General features: G+C 42.1%; 17 protein-coding genes. 9 read left to right on the forward strand and 8 right to left on the reverse strand.

All coding sequences use genetic code 11. The features are described 5' to 3' along the window. Positions 1-50: 50 nt before the first annotated feature. The 4 genes from CEX98_RS19855 to CEX98_RS19870 all read left to right on the forward strand — a co-directional run bounded on the left by CEX98_RS19855 (position 51) and on the right by CEX98_RS19870 (position 1627). Positions 51-242, forward strand: coding sequence for a YgaP family membrane protein (locus CEX98_RS19855; RefSeq protein WP_099643728.1), 192 nt, complete (start codon positions 51-53; stop codon positions 240-242). Between the two features lie 37 nt (positions 243-279). Beyond that, entirely contained in the window at positions 280-624 is a 345-nt protein-coding gene (locus CEX98_RS19860) for a rhodanese-like domain-containing protein (RefSeq protein WP_099643729.1), read from the forward strand. Between the two features lie 240 nt (positions 625-864). Next, complete coding sequence (locus CEX98_RS19865) at positions 865-1278, forward strand: hypothetical protein (protein WP_099643730.1); 414 nt, start codon at positions 865-867, stop codon at positions 1276-1278. A 22-nt stretch (positions 1279-1300) separates the two neighbouring features. Then, positions 1301-1627 carry a helix-turn-helix transcriptional regulator gene (locus tag CEX98_RS19870; RefSeq protein ID WP_099643731.1) on the forward strand — a complete coding sequence of 109 codons (327 nt, stop codon included), beginning with the start codon at positions 1301-1303 and terminating at the stop codon, positions 1625-1627. Positions 1628-1695: 68 nt separating this feature from the next. Here the strand turns inward: CEX98_RS19870 and CEX98_RS19875 are convergent, their stop codons facing one another. Further along, positions 1696-2322, reverse strand: a complete 627-nt coding sequence (locus CEX98_RS19875; protein WP_099643732.1) for an OmpA family protein — start codon at positions 2320-2322, stop codon at positions 1696-1698. A gap of 86 nt (positions 2323-2408) precedes the next feature. After that, on the reverse strand, positions 2409-3203 hold the full coding sequence (locus CEX98_RS19880) for a substrate-binding periplasmic protein (RefSeq protein ID WP_099643733.1): 795 nt from the start codon (positions 3201-3203) through the stop codon (positions 2409-2411). Positions 3204-3300: 97 nt separating this feature from the next. Here CEX98_RS19880 and chrA point away from each other — a divergent pair, with 97 nt between their 5' ends. The 4 genes from chrA to CEX98_RS19900 all read left to right on the forward strand — a co-directional run bounded on the left by chrA (position 3301) and on the right by CEX98_RS19900 (position 7334). Then, positions 3301-4431, forward strand: a complete 1131-nt coding sequence (gene chrA / locus CEX98_RS19885; RefSeq protein WP_099643734.1) for a chromate efflux transporter — start codon at positions 3301-3303, stop codon at positions 4429-4431. Between the two features lie 957 nt (positions 4432-5388). Then, the gene (locus tag CEX98_RS19890) at positions 5389-5919 is read left to right on the forward strand and encodes an ATP-binding protein (protein WP_099643735.1); all 531 of its coding nucleotides are present in this window, start codon (positions 5389-5391) and stop codon (positions 5917-5919) included. Between the two features lie 4 nt (positions 5920-5923). Then, the gene (locus CEX98_RS19895; protein WP_099643736.1) at positions 5924-6979 is read left to right on the forward strand and encodes an N-acetyltransferase; all 1056 of its coding nucleotides are present in this window, start codon (positions 5924-5926) and stop codon (positions 6977-6979) included. Beyond that, a complete protein-coding gene (locus CEX98_RS19900) occupies positions 6957-7334 on the forward strand; it encodes an ASCH domain-containing protein (protein WP_099643737.1) in 378 nt (125 codons plus the stop codon). Before CEX98_RS19895 ends, CEX98_RS19900 begins: the two co-directional genes overlap by 23 nt. A gap of 336 nt (positions 7335-7670) precedes the next feature. On the opposite strand, the gene CEX98_RS19905 is transcribed toward CEX98_RS19900, so the two are convergent. The 4 genes from CEX98_RS19905 to speA form a co-directional block, all read right to left on the reverse strand. After that, positions 7671-8870: a mechanosensitive ion channel family protein gene (locus CEX98_RS19905; protein WP_099643738.1), complete on the reverse strand. Its 1200-nt coding sequence runs from the start codon at positions 8868-8870 to the stop codon at positions 7671-7673. Continuing rightward, positions 8867-9787 carry an acetyltransferase gene (locus tag CEX98_RS19910; protein WP_099643739.1) on the reverse strand — a complete coding sequence of 307 codons (921 nt, stop codon included), beginning with the start codon at positions 9785-9787 and terminating at the stop codon, positions 8867-8869. The genes CEX98_RS19905 and CEX98_RS19910 overlap by 4 nt, the downstream gene beginning before the upstream one ends. A gap of 15 nt (positions 9788-9802) precedes the next feature. Then, positions 9803-10678 carry an acyltransferase gene (locus CEX98_RS19915; protein WP_099643740.1) on the reverse strand — a complete coding sequence of 292 codons (876 nt, stop codon included), beginning with the start codon at positions 10676-10678 and terminating at the stop codon, positions 9803-9805. A gap of 163 nt (positions 10679-10841) precedes the next feature. Further along, entirely contained in the window at positions 10842-12722 is a 1881-nt protein-coding gene (gene speA / locus CEX98_RS19920; RefSeq protein ID WP_099643741.1) for a biosynthetic arginine decarboxylase, read from the reverse strand. Positions 12723-12943: 221 nt separating this feature from the next. Here speA and speE point away from each other — a divergent pair, with 221 nt between their 5' ends. After that, positions 12944-13804 carry a polyamine aminopropyltransferase gene (gene speE / locus CEX98_RS19925; RefSeq protein WP_099643742.1) on the forward strand — a complete coding sequence of 287 codons (861 nt, stop codon included), beginning with the start codon at positions 12944-12946 and terminating at the stop codon, positions 13802-13804. Positions 13805-13898: 94 nt separating this feature from the next. Here speE and CEX98_RS19930 read toward each other — a convergent pair whose 3' ends face one another. Both CEX98_RS19930 and CEX98_RS19935 read right to left on the reverse strand, forming a co-directional pair. Beyond that, the gene (locus CEX98_RS19930; RefSeq protein WP_172439813.1) at positions 13899-15008 is read right to left on the reverse strand and encodes a GGDEF domain-containing protein; all 1110 of its coding nucleotides are present in this window, start codon (positions 15006-15008) and stop codon (positions 13899-13901) included. Between the two features lie 413 nt (positions 15009-15421). After that, on the reverse strand, positions 15422-16003 hold the full coding sequence (locus CEX98_RS19935) for a hypothetical protein (protein WP_099643744.1): 582 nt from the start codon (positions 16001-16003) through the stop codon (positions 15422-15424). Positions 16004-16127 lie beyond the last annotated feature (124 nt).

Genomic DNA, 16127 nt, shown 5'->3' on the forward strand with positions numbered 1-16127 from the left:
ACATTAGCAATGTCTAATATTAGTGATAACTAATATATTGGAGTTTCGTTATGACCTTACATCCTTTACTTCGATTAATCGCTGGTGTGATGTTTGCAATTTCCTTACTGCTTACACATTTTGTCAGTCCCGATTGGATCTGGTTTAGTGTATTTATATGTGCCAACTTGGTGCAATCTGCGTTTACAAACTGGTGTCCAATGATCACCATTTTGAAGAAACTTGGCATTCAGGAAAGGTAAGCCATAATGAGACAAGTAAACTAATAAGGAGTGACGTATGCTGATATCTGCCCAAGATGTCTTAAAAACAGTAAAGCCAAATCAGCGTTGTATCGATGCAGCGCAAGCAAAATCAGAGATCACACAAAATAATGGCTTGGTCATAGACGTTCGAGAGCCCGCCGAACATAGCCAAAAATCGGCCAGTGGGGCAATCAACATTCCTCGAGGTTTATTGGAGTTTAAACTTCCTGAACTGGAAAAAGACGCAGACCGACCAATTTATTTGCACTGTGCTGCTGGTGGCCGTGCTATTTTTGCCGCAGAGCAACTTACACGTATCGGTTACACCAATGTCAGCGTAATTACCTGCAAAGCTGAAGTGGTGTGTGACACGCTTTAAACACATTAGACTCTCTTTTTGTTGAGGCACTGAGTCATAAAGCTTTATAAAGCTCAGTGCTTTTTCTGACCTCCATGTCTTACCCAACCTTAACATTCGGTATAAAAGCATTAAAATCATTAAGTTAATTAATTTTATAAATTATTGTCATATGACAGTTTAAGCGCTGACGTAAGTGTGTCGGCGTGTTTTAATGGAGAAACAGGCACAGTGGAGACAACAACTTAACTGGAGTTCAATATGTCTGACTTAGAAAAACTAGAAAAAGCTACCTACAAAGTATATTTCCAAGATGGAGATCACCAGATTACATGCTGTGCAAACGTTCTAAATGGCTGTGAGTATGTTTTCGTTGATGATGTTTGTGTTTCTAAAAAGCGCAACTTTTCTTTTGGAGGCACCCATAGATTTACTTTTGCAGATCAGGACTATGAAGCCAAATTTTGCGTAATTAACAGTTTTACTTTTGAAACTGAGTGCCTATTACTCAAAGGAAAAAAAATACTTGGTAGACAATCAAGCACTCCAGTAAATGAAAAGTTGACCTTAGCCAAGATCATATTCACTTTTATGGGTTACGGCCTGGTTGCCAGCATTTTCTTATTCACTCTAGCCTACTACTTGGGGCGTTGGTACGGCAGCACAGTACTTTAAAAGCGCATCAAGGATGTAGATCATGCAAATAAATAACAATACAGTAAAGCAGTTACGAACCGAAAAGAGTTGGACTCAGCAACATTTAGCAGATGCCTCTGGAGTTAGTCTACGCACAATTCAACGCGTCGAGAGCGACGGGACGGCAAGTAAAGAGACTGTCATGAGCTTGTGTGCAGTGTTTGAAATCTCCCAAGCCAAGCTTATTGATTTGACTGGCATGCTCCAAAGTAAAGGAAACAAAGCTGACAAAACAGTGAGTTACCATTTATTCTTGTTTACTGCAATCTTATCCCTAAGTGTTGGGGGCATTATCGGCGCAGGCCTGATTTATCTGTTAATTCGATAAATACCTTATTTTTATAGCAGCCGAAATCTATAAAAAGGAGTGCTCAAACATAGCACTCCTTGATTTTCCTACGCGCGGTTTGGAATAATTTTGATTTCTACTCGGCGGTTTTGTGCTTTTCCTTGCTCAGTTTGATTACTTGCAACAGGTTGGGACTCTCCCATCCCCTCTGCATATAATCGTGCCGGCAACACTTGTTGCGATAAAAGGTACTGCTTCACGCTATTAGCACGTTGCTCAGATAACGTTTGGTTGAAACTTGCTGAACCTGTGGAGTCTGTGTGGCCTACAATCGTGAGGAATGTCTTGTCGTACTGTTGCATAACACGTGCAATACCTTGCAATGTGTTATAAAAACCAGGGCTTATCGCTGATTTACCACTGGCAAAAGTAATATTCGACGGTAAAACTAGACGCATATGATCGCCTTCTCGTACCACTTCCACGCCAGTACCTGCCAATTCTTGATTAAAAGCGGCTTCTTGCTTGTCCATATAATTACCAATAGCTGCACCGGCTATGGCACCAACGGCAGCACCAATTGCTAATCGCTTGTCTTTATGATTACCGGTTGCTTTTCCTAGCACAGCACCAGTCGCTGCACCAATCGCAGCGCCTTTACCTGTGTTATTCATTTCACATCCTGACAACGCAACCACCACTGCTGCACCGATTAACATATTTCTTGCAATCATTATCCCACCTGAGTTTAATTCAACTTGATTGTGTCTATTGTTGCAATAAACAATTAACGCTCGCTGAAGCGTGCTTGCTGGGGGTGTTAAGGATGTGGCAGTGTTACACCTTGAATATGTTCAGAGACAGGGGGAAGCTTATACTTTGCAACCACGCTGTCTAATTGCTTTTCTTTGGCTAGACGCGCCATTGCCTGACGAATTTTTTGCGCTAGAGGACTATCATTAAATTGGTTACTCATCGCCATATGTCCATAAATGGCTTGTTGATGTCGATAAGATACCTTCTTTAGCTTTTCAATCGGTTGACCTAATACTTCCATGGCAACTTCAGCTGTATCCTCAACAGCAATAACTAGGTCAACGCGCCCTTTTAGTAATAAATCAAAGGCAATACGTTCACTAAAAACAGGTACTTTATTAAGCTCCCTATCTTCATCAAAGCGAGGATAAAAAGCACCACCTCGCATGACTGCGATCCGCTTGGTATAAAGATCTGTGTATTGCTCTACGGTAATGTCGCTATCTCGTCTTGCATAAAACACAAAAGAGGAAGTCAAAGTCATGTAAGCCGGATCTACAAACTGCATGATCTTTTCCCGCTTCGGTGTACGTATCAAGCCTCCCATCACGTCCACCTCACCTTGTGCTAGCATGCGCATACAGCGAGAAAACGGACATGGCACCGCATTAATTTGATAATCGATAGCACTTTGCTCGCGAATGGTGGTAAGAATATCTAGAATTAAACCATGAACTTCACCACTGTCTTCGATGATGCTATAAGGGGGCGCATGATCAACCGCAACGTTTATCTGTTGAGCAAAGGCGGTAAAACTTGTAAGCAAAGCAAACAAATACGGCAATAATCTTATTTGCATAGTGATTATCCAACTGCGACCCATGTGTACGCAATAGTCATAAAAATGTCATATAAAACTGTAAGGATATAGAGTTAACAATATCACAAGGTAAACTATGTTTCTGAAAATATTTTATCAGTTTTTTTTATTAGGCTGCACAAGTTTTGGCGGTCCTGCCGCACATCTCGGATTCTTTAAAAAACACTTTGTCGATAACTTAAAATGGATAAGTAGCGAGCGCTACGCCAACATGATTAGTCTCTCGCAGATCTTACCAGGCCCAGGCTCTAGTCAAGTGGGATTTGCCATCGGTCTTGAAAAAGCGGGAGTTGCTGGCGGGGTTGCTGCTTTTTTAGGTTTTACCCTACCTTCTTTCTTGTTGATGGTACTACTGGCATTAACGGCCGAACAACTTTCAGGGTCGGCGCTTGCCATTATTGATGGGCTAAAACTGTTTGCTGTTGTCATCGTGGCTGACGCGGTACTCGGCATGGCAAAAAGCTTTTGTAAAACCACGGCACTTAAAATCGTCACATTTATCGCAACGCTCGTGCTGCTGTTTTTACCAAGTTTGGGCTCTCAACTTGGCATACTCGTAGTCCTCGCCGTGATTGCTTGCTTTTATTCTTTTAGCAACGCACCAAGTGCTCAGGGTAACCCGCACAGTGGCACTAACTGGTCGGTGTTTGCTTTGTTTATTGGATTATTTTTGCTCACCTTTGCGGCATTACCAACTCAGCTATTTGCCGAATTTTATCAAGCTGGTGCTTTGGTATTTGGCGGTGGTCATGTCGTATTGCCCTTATTGCAAACCAGCGTTGATAATATCGCACAGGAAACCTTTTTAACCGCTTATGCCGCAGCACAAGCAATTCCAGGTCCTATGTTCACCATTGCCAGCTTTCTTGGCGCGACAGCACCAGAAATCAATCCTATCTTAGGTGCAATCATAGCAACAGTCGCAATTTTCTTACCTGGCCTGTTATTGATGTGGGCATTTAATCAACAGTGGCAATCACTGATCGCCATGCCTCGCTTTGCCAGTATCAGTGCTGCGTTAAATGCTGGTGTGGTAGGTATTTTAGCGGCAGCATTTTATCAGCCTATTTGGCTTTCCGCCGTGCACAGTTGGCTAGATATGGTTGCAGTAGTGCTGGGTTTTGTGGTCTTGAAGTGGTTAAAGCCCGCTATCTGGCAATTACTGATTGCTTTTGTGGTGTTTGGTCTTGTTGCTGGTAATGTATAGCTCAGTTCATCGCTACAGCCTAAAGCGCTTAGTGCTCACAGTGACCAAGGCTAATACTGCTATTATGTAGCTGTCGCATATGAAATGATCATGTGAAAAAGTTAAGCTTCTTCACATGACTACAAGAACTCCGTCATCGGTTTCTTAACTTGCTAAAAAGTACATCTCTGCTAAATCAGAGTTCGTTGAGCTTGAAAGAAATATACACCGATGTAGCATCATTAGAGCGTGTAATCGATATTCATGAAGTGCCTATCCACGTACCTGAACTACAACTAACTAGAAAAATTTAACTCAAAAAAGTTAAAGTATGGATCTTTATCCTCAGCCTTATTGAAGCACCTAGAAATGTTCCGAAAGGTTCGGATGCATCAATTCCCTAGGTTTTCTATGCTGTAGTTCAATCTCTTGAAGTTGAATTTTCATCAGAAACTGAGTACTTAAGACTCCGTAACCTGTTTCTCACCAGCTAAGAAACATGTGTACCAAAAAATGATGATAATAAGGCTTATGACTCTTATAAAATCATATTCACCCATTAAACAGTCGATAATTCGAATGAATACTAAGCGATAGATGAGATAAATAACAATCAAGCCGAGTCTTTTTTAGTCGTTGTGAACATGGAACAACACACAAAATGCAAGCGACATATATGATTGACTATGCAAATGAAATGGCTTGGAAAGAAGATTGGCGTAGAAAATCAGCTAGAGATAAACTATTCGCACTATTGGAGTCATCATTTCATGATGGGTCATCAAGATGGTAGCGGGGTTATTAGCAAGACTATCGGCGAAATAACCAAATGTTAATGGCCTGACATTTATCGGGGCTATCATGATACGTATGACAGCCATAAACTCACATCAATTAAATATTTATTAATATTACATTGACAATTGATGGAAGCTTTAGTTCTATATATTTGTTTATACCGTATATGGAAATGTAGTGATGAAAAGGAAAGTGATATTTATTGGCGGCATTCATGGTGTCGGAAAGTCTACCCTCTGTAACAAATTAGTTTCTGAGTTTAATATACCTCATTATTCAGCCAGTGATCTGATAAAAAGAGCAAAGCAAGGTCTCTTTACCAAAAACAAATCCGTTGCTAATGTATCAAAAAACCAAGATGTTCTGCTGACGGCCTTAAATGAGTTTGTGGATGATCCTTGTTTTTTGTTGGATGGACATTTTGCACTGTTCGATGCTAATCATAACGTTCAACTAGTGCCAGAAGAAACATTCTTATCTATTGAGCCTGTGGCTATGTGTGTTCTAACTTGTGATGTTAAAGTGGTCCTAGAGAGAATTGCCGCAAGAGATGGCATACAACACGACAAATCAGCATATAAAGAGTTGAACAATAGTGAACTAGAACATGCCAAGTCTGTAGCCGAACGGCTAGATGTTCCTCTTTTTATCCACGATACTAATAACGATACACTAGAGCTGACTCTATTTATCAGCTCCCACTTGGAGTAAGCTTATGGAAAGCCTGCACTATATGCCCTTCAGGCAAATTAATCTACAGGATTCTTTTTTTGATACATTGCGAGCTGATTATTCCGAGTTTCCAGCTTGGTTCTTCCGTAAAGCAGAGCAAAATGAGTTCGCATACGTATTGGTAGATGGGCGTGCTATTGACGGATTCATGTACTTAAAAGAAGAAATGGGCCCTATTACCGATATTTCTCCACACTTACCACCTGGCAAGCATCTGAAAGTTGGCACTTTTAAGTTCAACTCACATGGAACACGTCGTGGAGAAAGATTTATTAAAAAGATTTTTGACCATGCGCTTGCACAAGACGTTGATAGTATTTATGTGACAGTATTTGATAAGCATGAATATTTGAAAAGTTTGTTTTCAAGATATGGATTTATAACATGTGGCACAAAAAGTACTACGAATGGCACTGAGTCAGTTTTAGTTCGAATAATGAGAGAGCAAGTAGGCTCAACTATACAAAGCTACCCCTTTGTAAGTTTAAACCAAGCTAATCAGTATTTGTTATCAATTTATCCTGAATTCCACTCCCGACTACTGCCTGATTCCATTCTAAACAACGAAACTCATGACATTATTCAGGACGTTTCTCACACAAATAGCATCCATAAAATCTTCATTTGTAAGATGAAAGGCGTATCTTATTTTAGACCTGGAGACGGATTGGTTATTTATCGTACATCAGACGGTCAAGGATCTGCTTGGTATCGGTCAGTAGCCACTTCAATCGGAGTGGTCGAAGAATATCGGCATATCCATGAGTTCAGCTCATTAAAGGAGTTTTTATCATATTGCGCCCCTTACTCTGTTTTTTCTAACGATGAATTAATAACAATCTATAATGAAAAAAGATACTGTCATATCATCAGATTCACTTATAATGCGGCTCTTTCCAGACGTATTACTCGTGGTCGCCTGATTGAGGAAGTCGGGATTGATAAAAACGCATACCCAGGTGTGATGCAGTTAACGAACCAGCAGTTTAGACACATTGCTAGGTTAGGAGGGGTCAATGAAAGTCTTATTGTCGATTAAGCCAGAGTTTGTAGATAAAATCCTTGAAGGCACAAAAAAATTTGAGTTTAGGAAAAACACTTTCAAACGAAATGGCGTTAAAACAGTCGTAGTCTATTCAACTATGCCTGTAGGTAAAGTGGTCGGTGAGTTTGATATTGAAGATGTCATATCCGAACACCCAGAGCTACTTTGGCACCGAACGAAGAAAGCTGCGGGCATTTCTAAACAATTTTTCGATGAATACTATTTAGGCAGAGAAAGAGGTACAGCCATAAAGGTTGGAAATGTAGTCAAATATGAGCGCCCTTTATGTTTAAGTGAGCTTGGTGAAAATATCACCGCCCCTCAATCATATAGATATTTACCCGCGTAACTCGCAAAAAAGGAGAACATCAGTTCTCCTTTTTGATTTATATGCAAGCTGCTAACACGATGTATCGCATCCAAAGTGATACATCGTATATTAAACAATTGGTATAAAACCTAATGCTTTAGTCCAGCTTTTATCTTATACCAATTAGCTTAATTAGGTGATCTATTTTGAGGCGAGAGAATCTTGTCGATAACACCGCTACCGCATCCTGCTATCGCCAAGGTACCTACATCCGTGTAGGCAAGGCAAAAATTTTGCTATTTAGTTGTTCTAAATGAGAAATTTTTAACGCAGTTAGCGTCAGATTTGCTCCCTCAAATTGAGCAAGTATTAAGACTAATTGGTATTAACCCGGTGTGCGCCAAAGTAGTCGCTCACGCTTTGATATGGCCGAAGACCAAAAGCAGGCATTACACTAAGCATATAGTCGAGAATATCGGCCTGCAAATGCTCGTAAAAAACCCAACGCTTATCACGGCTAAAACAGTAAAACTCAACAGGGAGACCATGTTGCGTTGGTGCAAGCTCTCGCACCATACACAAGCAGTCTTGATTAATTGCGTCGTGCTGTTTTAAATACGTCTCAGCGTAACGTCTAAATAGACCAAGGTTAGTGATTTCATCAGGGACATCCTCAAGTTTTTCAATTAAAGGATATTGCCGAGTTAACGTCTCTCTTTGCTGCTCGCTGAGTGACTCAATACTAGTAAAATCTATATGAATAGCACGCTTGATCCGGCGCCCTGCCGACTCTTGCATTGCACGCCAGTTTTTAAATGAGTCGGAGATCAACATGTAGGTCGGGATTGTCGTTACCGTGTTGTCCCAGTTGCGTACTCTCACTGTATTGAGTCCAAGATCAATGACTTCTCCATCAGCACCAAATGCATCCACTTGGATCCAGTCTCCTGTCGTCACTAAACGATTTGCTGCAATTTGAATACTTGCCACCAAGCCTAGGATGGTATCTTTAAATACCAAAATAATCACCGCGGCGATGGCACCAAAGCCAGAAAGAATATAAGTAGGTGATTTATCAACCAAGATACTCACAACTAGGATAGAACAAACAATAAATATCAGTAGTTTAATGACCTGTACTATGCCTTGGATTGGAACTTCTTTTGCAAAAGGAAAAAGGTTGTAAACACCATTGGCGAGGTTAACTAAGCTACTGAATAGAAACCCAGATGAGACAACCAATAGTACATAGGCCATAGTCTCCATTACAACAAACACCCAAGCCGGTGCTACAAATAGTCGCTCGTGGTACGCTGAAAACACCAATAAACACAACACAAAAGCAAAACGACCACTAAACTTGCTCAGTTGTGGAGCAAGATGACCTATCTTGCGAGGCGAAATATGACGAGCAAGATTTTCAACATTTGGCAATACAAGACGGCGGATCACCCAGTACAAAAGTAACAGCCCGACGACCGCCACACCATTGGTAAACAAGGCACTGATCACAGTGCCTTGCGGTAGGGTTTCTAACCAAGGTTGAACGACATCATGAAGGTGATCAAACTTCATAGTTGCTCTAGCTCCTCATTGAGCGCTTCGTTTGGCGCTGCGTGATATTGCCAATGTGCTTCTAACTGGCAATCTTTGCGTTGCCAAACTTCATTCATAAAAGACTGAAACTCTACGCGGTATGCTTTGTCGGCCTGATAATTACCAAGTGGAATATCCGCCATCGCGATATAGTCTATTTTTACATCAATTGCGGCTAAGCGTCCAAGTATAAATGCACGACAAATATGTTCACCTTCAAGCTCGTAGGCTAAAGTTGCATTGAGCATCCCATCAAGTTGCTCGGATAATACTTCAAGTGCGAACGCAACGCCCCCAGCCTTTGGCTTGAGTAAATATTGAAACGGGCTCTTTTGATGTTGGTGTTTTGCTTTGGTGTGCCGTGTACCCTCTACAAAGTTGATAACCGTGGTTGGATGATCGCGGAAATTTCGACAACTGGCCTTTGTACGCTCCACATCCATCCCCTTTAATTTGGGGTTTTTGGCAATTTGTGCCTTACTTGCCCGCTTCATAAATGGCATGCCCATCGCCCAAGCACCCGTGCCAATAAATGGCACGTATTTTAACTCGTCTTTTAAAAAGAATTTTGGCGCTGGTAGCACATCCATAGCACTGAGCACAACGATATCGAGCCAGCTAAGGTGGTTAGAAATTAACAAATACCAGCCCTGAGAATGTAGCTCTTTAGGCAAGCTCAGCCGAATTTTATTGCAGGCAATACGCAGCCCCACATAATTACCTTTACACCACATACCATAAAAGAAGTGCAATGCAGTAGAAATAAACTTCACCGGTATGAGTAGTTTCACAATCCCAAACAAGAGCACCAATAAACCACAAACAAAGGTATTCACCAGCAACCAAGCACTGGCTGATAGTCCAAGAAACCACTTAGGTAGTATTTGTTTTAACATCACAACATCCTTCTACTACTTTCTGTCGGCAAGCTCCACAAGTTGCGCATCTTTTGCTTGCCACAGTGCGTTTAGTTCAGATTGGAAACGCACTCTAAATTCGGGATCATTCGTGTAGTCACCAATCAAGTTTGCACTGACGGGCATTACTTCCACCTGAACATTGACTGACTTTACTTTACCACTGATAAAGTCTGTAAATGTTGGTACACCACCGGGATAATGAATAGTAACATTGACCACTTTACTGATCTGCTCACCCATCGCTTGCATCACAAACGCAATGCCACCGGCTTTTGGCTTTAGCAGGTGCGTAAACGGGCTGTTTTGCTTGGTATGTTTTTGTTCGGTATAACGTGTACCTTCAACGAAGTTTACAATACTCACAGGCATTGTTTTAAACTTTTCACAGGCTTTTCGGGTGGTTTCTATATCTTTACCACGCAACTTTGGATTTTTTTTCAGTTGCGATTTACTGGTACGCGTCATAAACGGGAAGTCCAATGCCCACCAGGCTAGCCCAAGAATAGGAACGTACAGTAGCTCTTTTTTCAAAAAGAAGTTTAGAAATGGAATTTTGCCATGTAGCACTCGCTGCAAAACCAAAATATCAACCCAGCTTTGATGGTTTGCAATAACCAAATACCAGTCTTTGCGTTTTAACTCATTTAAGCCACTCACATTGAGCGTATAGGGTGCGATGAGGTTTTGGCTTAGCGAATTACAAGCCACCCAATTACTGGCACACGCTTTGGCAATATAACTCATGACTTTTTGTAGTGGCGAAATGGGAAGTAACTTTATCAAGCCACAGATAAAAATAGGTATAAACCAAAAAATAGTGTTAACGGTGTACAGCAGCAGGCTGAGTACTTTTCGAATAAACGACATTCATTCCCTCATCGTGTTTTACGGCAGAGCTGTATCATACCCTGAAAATTACACACAATTAAGCCGACCAGTTGGTCGGCTACTATTTATTCTATTTTATACTAAGTTTGCGTCCTCACAATGAGCAACGTATTAGCGCAAAGTGGTATTACACCTCGAAAAATCAGTCTTCGAAATACGTGTAGCCCTCAAGACCTGCATTTAGCTCTTGTAGATATTGGCTTTTAATTGACTCCGGCAGTGATAAAGCCGCAATTTGTTGAGCATAGTTTTCTGACAATACCGCTTTGTCGTAATGAACAAAGCGCAATACATCTTCAACACTGTCACCTTTAATTGCATTGGTGAGTTTATATCCCTCATCACAAAGCTCAACATGCACGGAGTCGGTGTCACCAAAGAGGTTGTGTAAATCCCCTAATATTTCTTGGTAAGCTCCAACCAAGAACATCGCAACGTGATATTGCTCTCCGGGTACATACTCAGGAATAGGTAGGCTAGACTCAATGCCTGCACCTTCAACATAGCTGTTGATCTGGCCGTCAGAATCACAGGTAATGTCTTGTATAATGGCCCTTTGCGTCAATGGCTGATTGAGCTTGTCGATAGGCATAACAGGAAACAGCTGATCAATCCCCCACACATCCGGTAATGACTGGAATAAAGAGAAGTTCACAAACAATTTATCTGCCAACTTTTCGTTGAGATCATCCAATACCTCGCGGTGCGCTCGAGCATTTTCACTCAAGCATTCACGTACTTTATGAAGTGTGGTGAAGTAAAGCTGCTCTAGCTGTGCCCATTCTTGCATGCTTATCAAACCATGCACGTATTGGTCATGTGCATCGCTAAATAAATGCATGGCATCATGATAGGTTTCTAGTGCCATGCGCGGTGTCAATTGCGACAGTGAATGCCATAATTCCTGCAGCACCAACGGGCTTGCATCTTGAGGCTGTATCGGCTCTTCTTGATTTGGCGCCTTCTCAACGTCGATGACATCGGTGATCAACATCGCGTGGTGTGCTGTAAGTGCACGACCTGATTCTGTAATGATATCCGGATGCGGGATGTCGTTAAGTTCTGCGATATCATGAAAAGCATGAACCACATTTTTCGCGTACTCTGCAACAGTATAATTCATTGAACATGAACTGCGAGAACCGGAGCCTTCGTAATCCACCCCAAGGCCACCACCCACATCAACAATACGTAGCGGTACTCCGAGTTGATATAGTTCTGCATAATGACGAGCACATTCTTTTAGCGCACGTTGAATATCACGAATATTGGCAACTTGAGAACCGATATGAAAATGCACCAGCTGCATCAGGTGCAGGCGATTGTGTGATTTAAGCAGCTCCACGGCTTGCAATACTTGGCTGGCGGTCAGGCCAAACTTACCTTTTTCACCACCGGTATTTTGCCACTTACCCTTACCTACCGAATTTAGGCGGATCCGGATCCCAATAGAAGGCTCAATACCAAGCTCGTCAATCTCTTGGAGTAGCGTATCTAGCTCAGAAAGCTTTTCTACCACGATATTAACCTGATGACCCATGGCTTGACCAATACAAGCCAAGCGCAAGAATTCACTGTCTTTATAGCCATTGCATACGATGGTTATCGGCTGATGTGCAACACCAAGTATTGCCATTAGCTCAGGCTTAGAGCCAGCCTCTAGTCCGACAAGCCCGCTTGGGTGAGCGAGCAACTTGCTGACCACAGAGCGTTGTTGATTGACTTTAATTGGGTATACACAGGTGTACTGTCCTTGATAGTCACGCTGGGCTCGTGCAGCAGTGAAGGCTTGAGTTAAGGTATCGACACGATGTTTTAAAATGTCAGTAAAACGCACCAACACAGGTAAAGTAAGGCCCTGTGCTTTAAATTGTTCGGTCAATTCACAAAGAAGAATAGGTGGCTTGGTGCGATCACCATCTGGAAATGCCACCAATTGACCTTGTTCATTAATATCAAAATAACCGTCACTCCAATGTGTAACGTTATAGATAGAACGTGCTGTTTGCAGACCCCAAGTCATTGCTGCTCTCAATTAAATCTTTATAAAGCTTCATTCTAATACGCCAAACCAGTCAATGCGACCTAAAGTTGCGTTTTCGTTCGCTTACAAACTTTCTAAATAACCTCATCGTTGAATAGTGCCAATATGAGGCAAAGTACAAAATGTTAGCTAAAATTGATTGAGCAAAGGCGCAAGCACTGGCAGAATTGCGCTAATTTTTATCAAGTGTGAACACAATCATGGCAAACTTAGAAGCAAACCGTTGGTTTACTGAAATTAGCGACCGCGATGGCAGCGCTTTTTCACTTAGAGTCAACAAAAAACTAGACGAAATCCAATCACCTTTTCAAAAAGTAGAAATGTTTGAAACCACGGATTTTGGTAACCTGATGATCATTGACGGTTGCACTATGGTGAGCACGCGTGAAAACTTTTTCTATCACGAAATGATGAGCCATCCAGCGCTATTCTCACACCCAGCCCCTAAAAATGTCGTGATCATTGGCGGTGGCGACTGCGGCACATTGCGTGAGGTGCTAAAACACCCAGGTGTTGAAAAAGTGACCCAGATTGATATCGACGAAGTTGTGACGCAAATGTCGTTAAAATACTTCCCGGAGCTTTGCGAGTCTAACGATGACCCACGCGCCACGGTAATGTTTGATGATGGCATTAAATACATGCGTGAAGCACAAGCTGAATCTATTGACGTCATCATCGTTGATGGCACCGATCCGGTCGGCCCTGGTGAAGGTTTATTCAACCACGCTTTCTACAAAAGCTGCCTAGCAGCGCTACGCTCTGGCGGTATTTTGATCCAGCAAAGTGAATCACCACTGATGCACATGCCATTGCTACTAGAGATGCGTGATGCGATGTTAGAAGTTGGCTTCGTTGATCTGCAAACATTGCCTTTCCCTCAACCAATCTACCCAAGCGGCCTTTGGTCTGCAACCATGGCGCGTAAAGGTGAGAAATTTACAGGATTCCGTGAAAAAGACGTTGATAATGCAGCATTTGATACCGAGTACTACAATACCGGTATTCATAAAGGCGCACTAGCGACACCTAATTTTATGAAACGTGCTTTTGATAAGTAACGTATTGCCGAGGAGCAAGCTATTGCTCCTCAAACAACTGCACTCCAATTGATACTCCCCCTACGCGCTGTTAACCCATTAGTTTTGTCACTAATCACGCAGTTTTCACTTGGTCTTTACCATTATTTTTTGCTTGATATAGCGCGGTGTCAGCTGCTTGCATGAGTGCATCAAATGAGTGGTTTTTATTACTTGAAACCGCAACGCCAATACTCACTGTAATACTAATGGTAATGCCGTTCACCTCTAGTTGATTATTACGGACGGCATTTAAGATTCGATTTGCTAACGCCACGGCATGTTCTACAGAGGCATCGGGTAAGAAAACAGCAAACTCCTCACCTCCTATGCGACTACTAAACTCTCCTTCCCTTACTTGCACTGTGAGCGTTTCACCCATCAACTGTATCACACTGTCACCGGTTGCATGTCCATATTGATCGTTGATTTGCTTGAAGTTATCCACATCCAGCATCAGCAGAGCAGATGAACGTCCCGCTCGCCCAGCATTAGCTAATAACGGACCACAAGTGCTAACAAAACCGCGTCGATTGTATAGGCCACTGAGTAAATCGATATTTACCAATCGTTCCAGCTTCCGGGTCAACTCAAGATTTTCGCGAAGCGCACGTTCCACCAACCTGGGGCCTTGGTATACCCCTCCCATAAACACAATGCCAGCTAAGCCTAAAGCAATATGAAACAAACCTCCTTGCAGAAACTGAAATACAGCAGCAGGTGCCATGATCGTCAGCAGGCTTACAGCCACACTCGGGATATGAGCTGCGTAAAGTGAAGCAAAGCCTCCAGACATCCCCATCAGGAAACAAAACACCACTATTTGCAACTCCCCCTCAAGGCTCGACATAAGCCACACCCCACCGAAGCCCCACATACTGGTAACAGATCCAAGGCTAATCAAATAAGTGCGTGCCCATGCCTTTAGTATTTTTATATTTTTTGGCACGCTTTGACGGGCATTTGCTTGAATATGACGCCAAACTCCCAGTATAAACAAGCAAACTACCCAGCTAATCAGCATAGTGTTTGAAACATAAGACCATAGTACCGAAGCGAGAATAGCTCCGACTAGAGGACTTAATAACTGATTGTAGCGGGCCGATTGATAGACTAATTCTATCTGCTGTCGCTGTGATTCTTGCTCTACCGTTAACTTATCTTCTTTATACAAAGGCGGTTTCATACCACTTTCCAGAAACTGAATTATCAGAAGTTTAGCACCCGATTTGAATAGTTGCTTGCTTAATAGAGAGTCGGTGAGGCCAAGCATCGGGGGTGGCACAACCACCGGATGGCGTTAGGATGGCAATGCAGCTAACGCAGCATTGAACCACGAACATAGACTGAAAACAGGTGTCACGACGAACTAAGTAAGGTCTGCTCTGTTACTAGAAATAGTAATAACCAACGAATATCAGCATGAAAACCGGCGACATTACTTGCTTCACCCTATGTATTAACTCGCTCTAATTCGACTATAAAATTATGGCTTAAAAAGTTAGGCAAGGATCAGTGTGTTTAACTTGACAGTGGGAGTCATACCAACGCCCCGATAAGGGGTGCCGCCAGGCATCCCCTTGATTGGCTTGTTATATCCTATTTTTTTAGTTCGTGGACCATTATAACTTCGCCGGTTTTTGCATCCTTAACTATTGTTTTGAACGGCCTAAACTGTTTATCTTCACGCATACATTTTATATAGCTCTCTTGGAGGGCGTCTATAGCTTTTATATCTTGTGGCTTTTCGAGAGACATGTACTCCTTCATATAATCACTATATGACTTAGGCTTGCTCTTAGAGCTATATGATGAAGTGTAATTTCCTGTTGTGACAGAAACAGCTGCACTTGCTCCGTGATATGCACCATTTATATCTAGATCTTTATAAAGCCTATTCTTAATATACTCAGACATATGTTCAGTAGATATCTTGTTTAGCTTGCTTCGATCTTTTACTGTTTCACCATTAATCTGAATTCCTTCTGCATAAACAGTACTTTCGCATTCTCCACTTGCTTTTAGATATTCAGGATGATCGCTAGGAATCTCACCCAACACGGGGTTAAATTGAATTGTCTCATAGATCTTCTTCACTGGCTTATATGATTTTTTAGCACCAGTGGAAGCACATCCCGCTAGCAACAATAAGGATACAACAAATATCAGTTTTCGAAACATCAATAAACTCCGTACATTTTTAGATATAACGCTTGCCGTAAACGGCACAAAATAGCAGGCTAAAATTAGCGACGAAGGAGCACAAGCCTGCTGTTTTGTGTCCTTGGTTTAACGGCCTTTTTAG

It is taken from the genome of Pseudoalteromonas piscicida (assembly GCF_002744175.1).
In the GTDB taxonomy this organism is placed as follows: Bacteria; Pseudomonadota; Gammaproteobacteria; order Enterobacterales; family Alteromonadaceae; genus Pseudoalteromonas; species Pseudoalteromonas piscicida_B.

Coding starts and splice junctions, on each gene's coding strand:
- CEX98_RS19855 (WP_099643728.1), top strand. CDS start 51: ATGACCTTACATCCTTTACTTCGATTAATCGCTGGTGTGATGTTTGCA.
- CEX98_RS19860 (WP_099643729.1), top strand. CDS start 280: ATGCTGATATCTGCCCAAGATGTCTTAAAAACAGTAAAGCCAAATCAG.
- CEX98_RS19865 (WP_099643730.1), top strand. CDS start 865: ATGTCTGACTTAGAAAAACTAGAAAAAGCTACCTACAAAGTATATTTC.
- CEX98_RS19870 (WP_099643731.1), top strand. CDS start 1,301: ATGCAAATAAATAACAATACAGTAAAGCAGTTACGAACCGAAAAGAGT.
- CEX98_RS19875 (WP_099643732.1), bottom strand. CDS start 2,322: ATGATTGCAAGAAATATGTTAATCGGTGCAGCAGTGGTGGTTGCGTTG.
- CEX98_RS19880 (WP_099643733.1), bottom strand. CDS start 3,203: ATGCAAATAAGATTATTGCCGTATTTGTTTGCTTTGCTTACAAGTTTT.
- chrA (WP_099643734.1), top strand. CDS start 3,301: ATGTTTCTGAAAATATTTTATCAGTTTTTTTTATTAGGCTGCACAAGT.
- CEX98_RS19890 (WP_099643735.1), top strand. CDS start 5,389: ATGAAAAGGAAAGTGATATTTATTGGCGGCATTCATGGTGTCGGAAAG.
- CEX98_RS19895 (WP_099643736.1), top strand. CDS start 5,924: ATGGAAAGCCTGCACTATATGCCCTTCAGGCAAATTAATCTACAGGAT.
- CEX98_RS19900 (WP_099643737.1), top strand. CDS start 6,957: ATGAAAGTCTTATTGTCGATTAAGCCAGAGTTTGTAGATAAAATCCTT.
- CEX98_RS19905 (WP_099643738.1), bottom strand. CDS start 8,870: ATGAAGTTTGATCACCTTCATGATGTCGTTCAACCTTGGTTAGAAACC.
- CEX98_RS19910 (WP_099643739.1), bottom strand. CDS start 9,787: ATGTTAAAACAAATACTACCTAAGTGGTTTCTTGGACTATCAGCCAGT.
- CEX98_RS19915 (WP_099643740.1), bottom strand. CDS start 10,678: ATGTCGTTTATTCGAAAAGTACTCAGCCTGCTGCTGTACACCGTTAAC.
- speA (WP_099643741.1), bottom strand. CDS start 12,722: ATGACTTGGGGTCTGCAAACAGCACGTTCTATCTATAACGTTACACAT.
- speE (WP_099643742.1), top strand. CDS start 12,944: ATGGCAAACTTAGAAGCAAACCGTTGGTTTACTGAAATTAGCGACCGC.
- CEX98_RS19930 (WP_172439813.1), bottom strand. CDS start 15,008: ATGAAACCGCCTTTGTATAAAGAAGATAAGTTAACGGTAGAGCAAGAA.
- CEX98_RS19935 (WP_099643744.1), bottom strand. CDS start 16,003: ATGTTTCGAAAACTGATATTTGTTGTATCCTTATTGTTGCTAGCGGGA.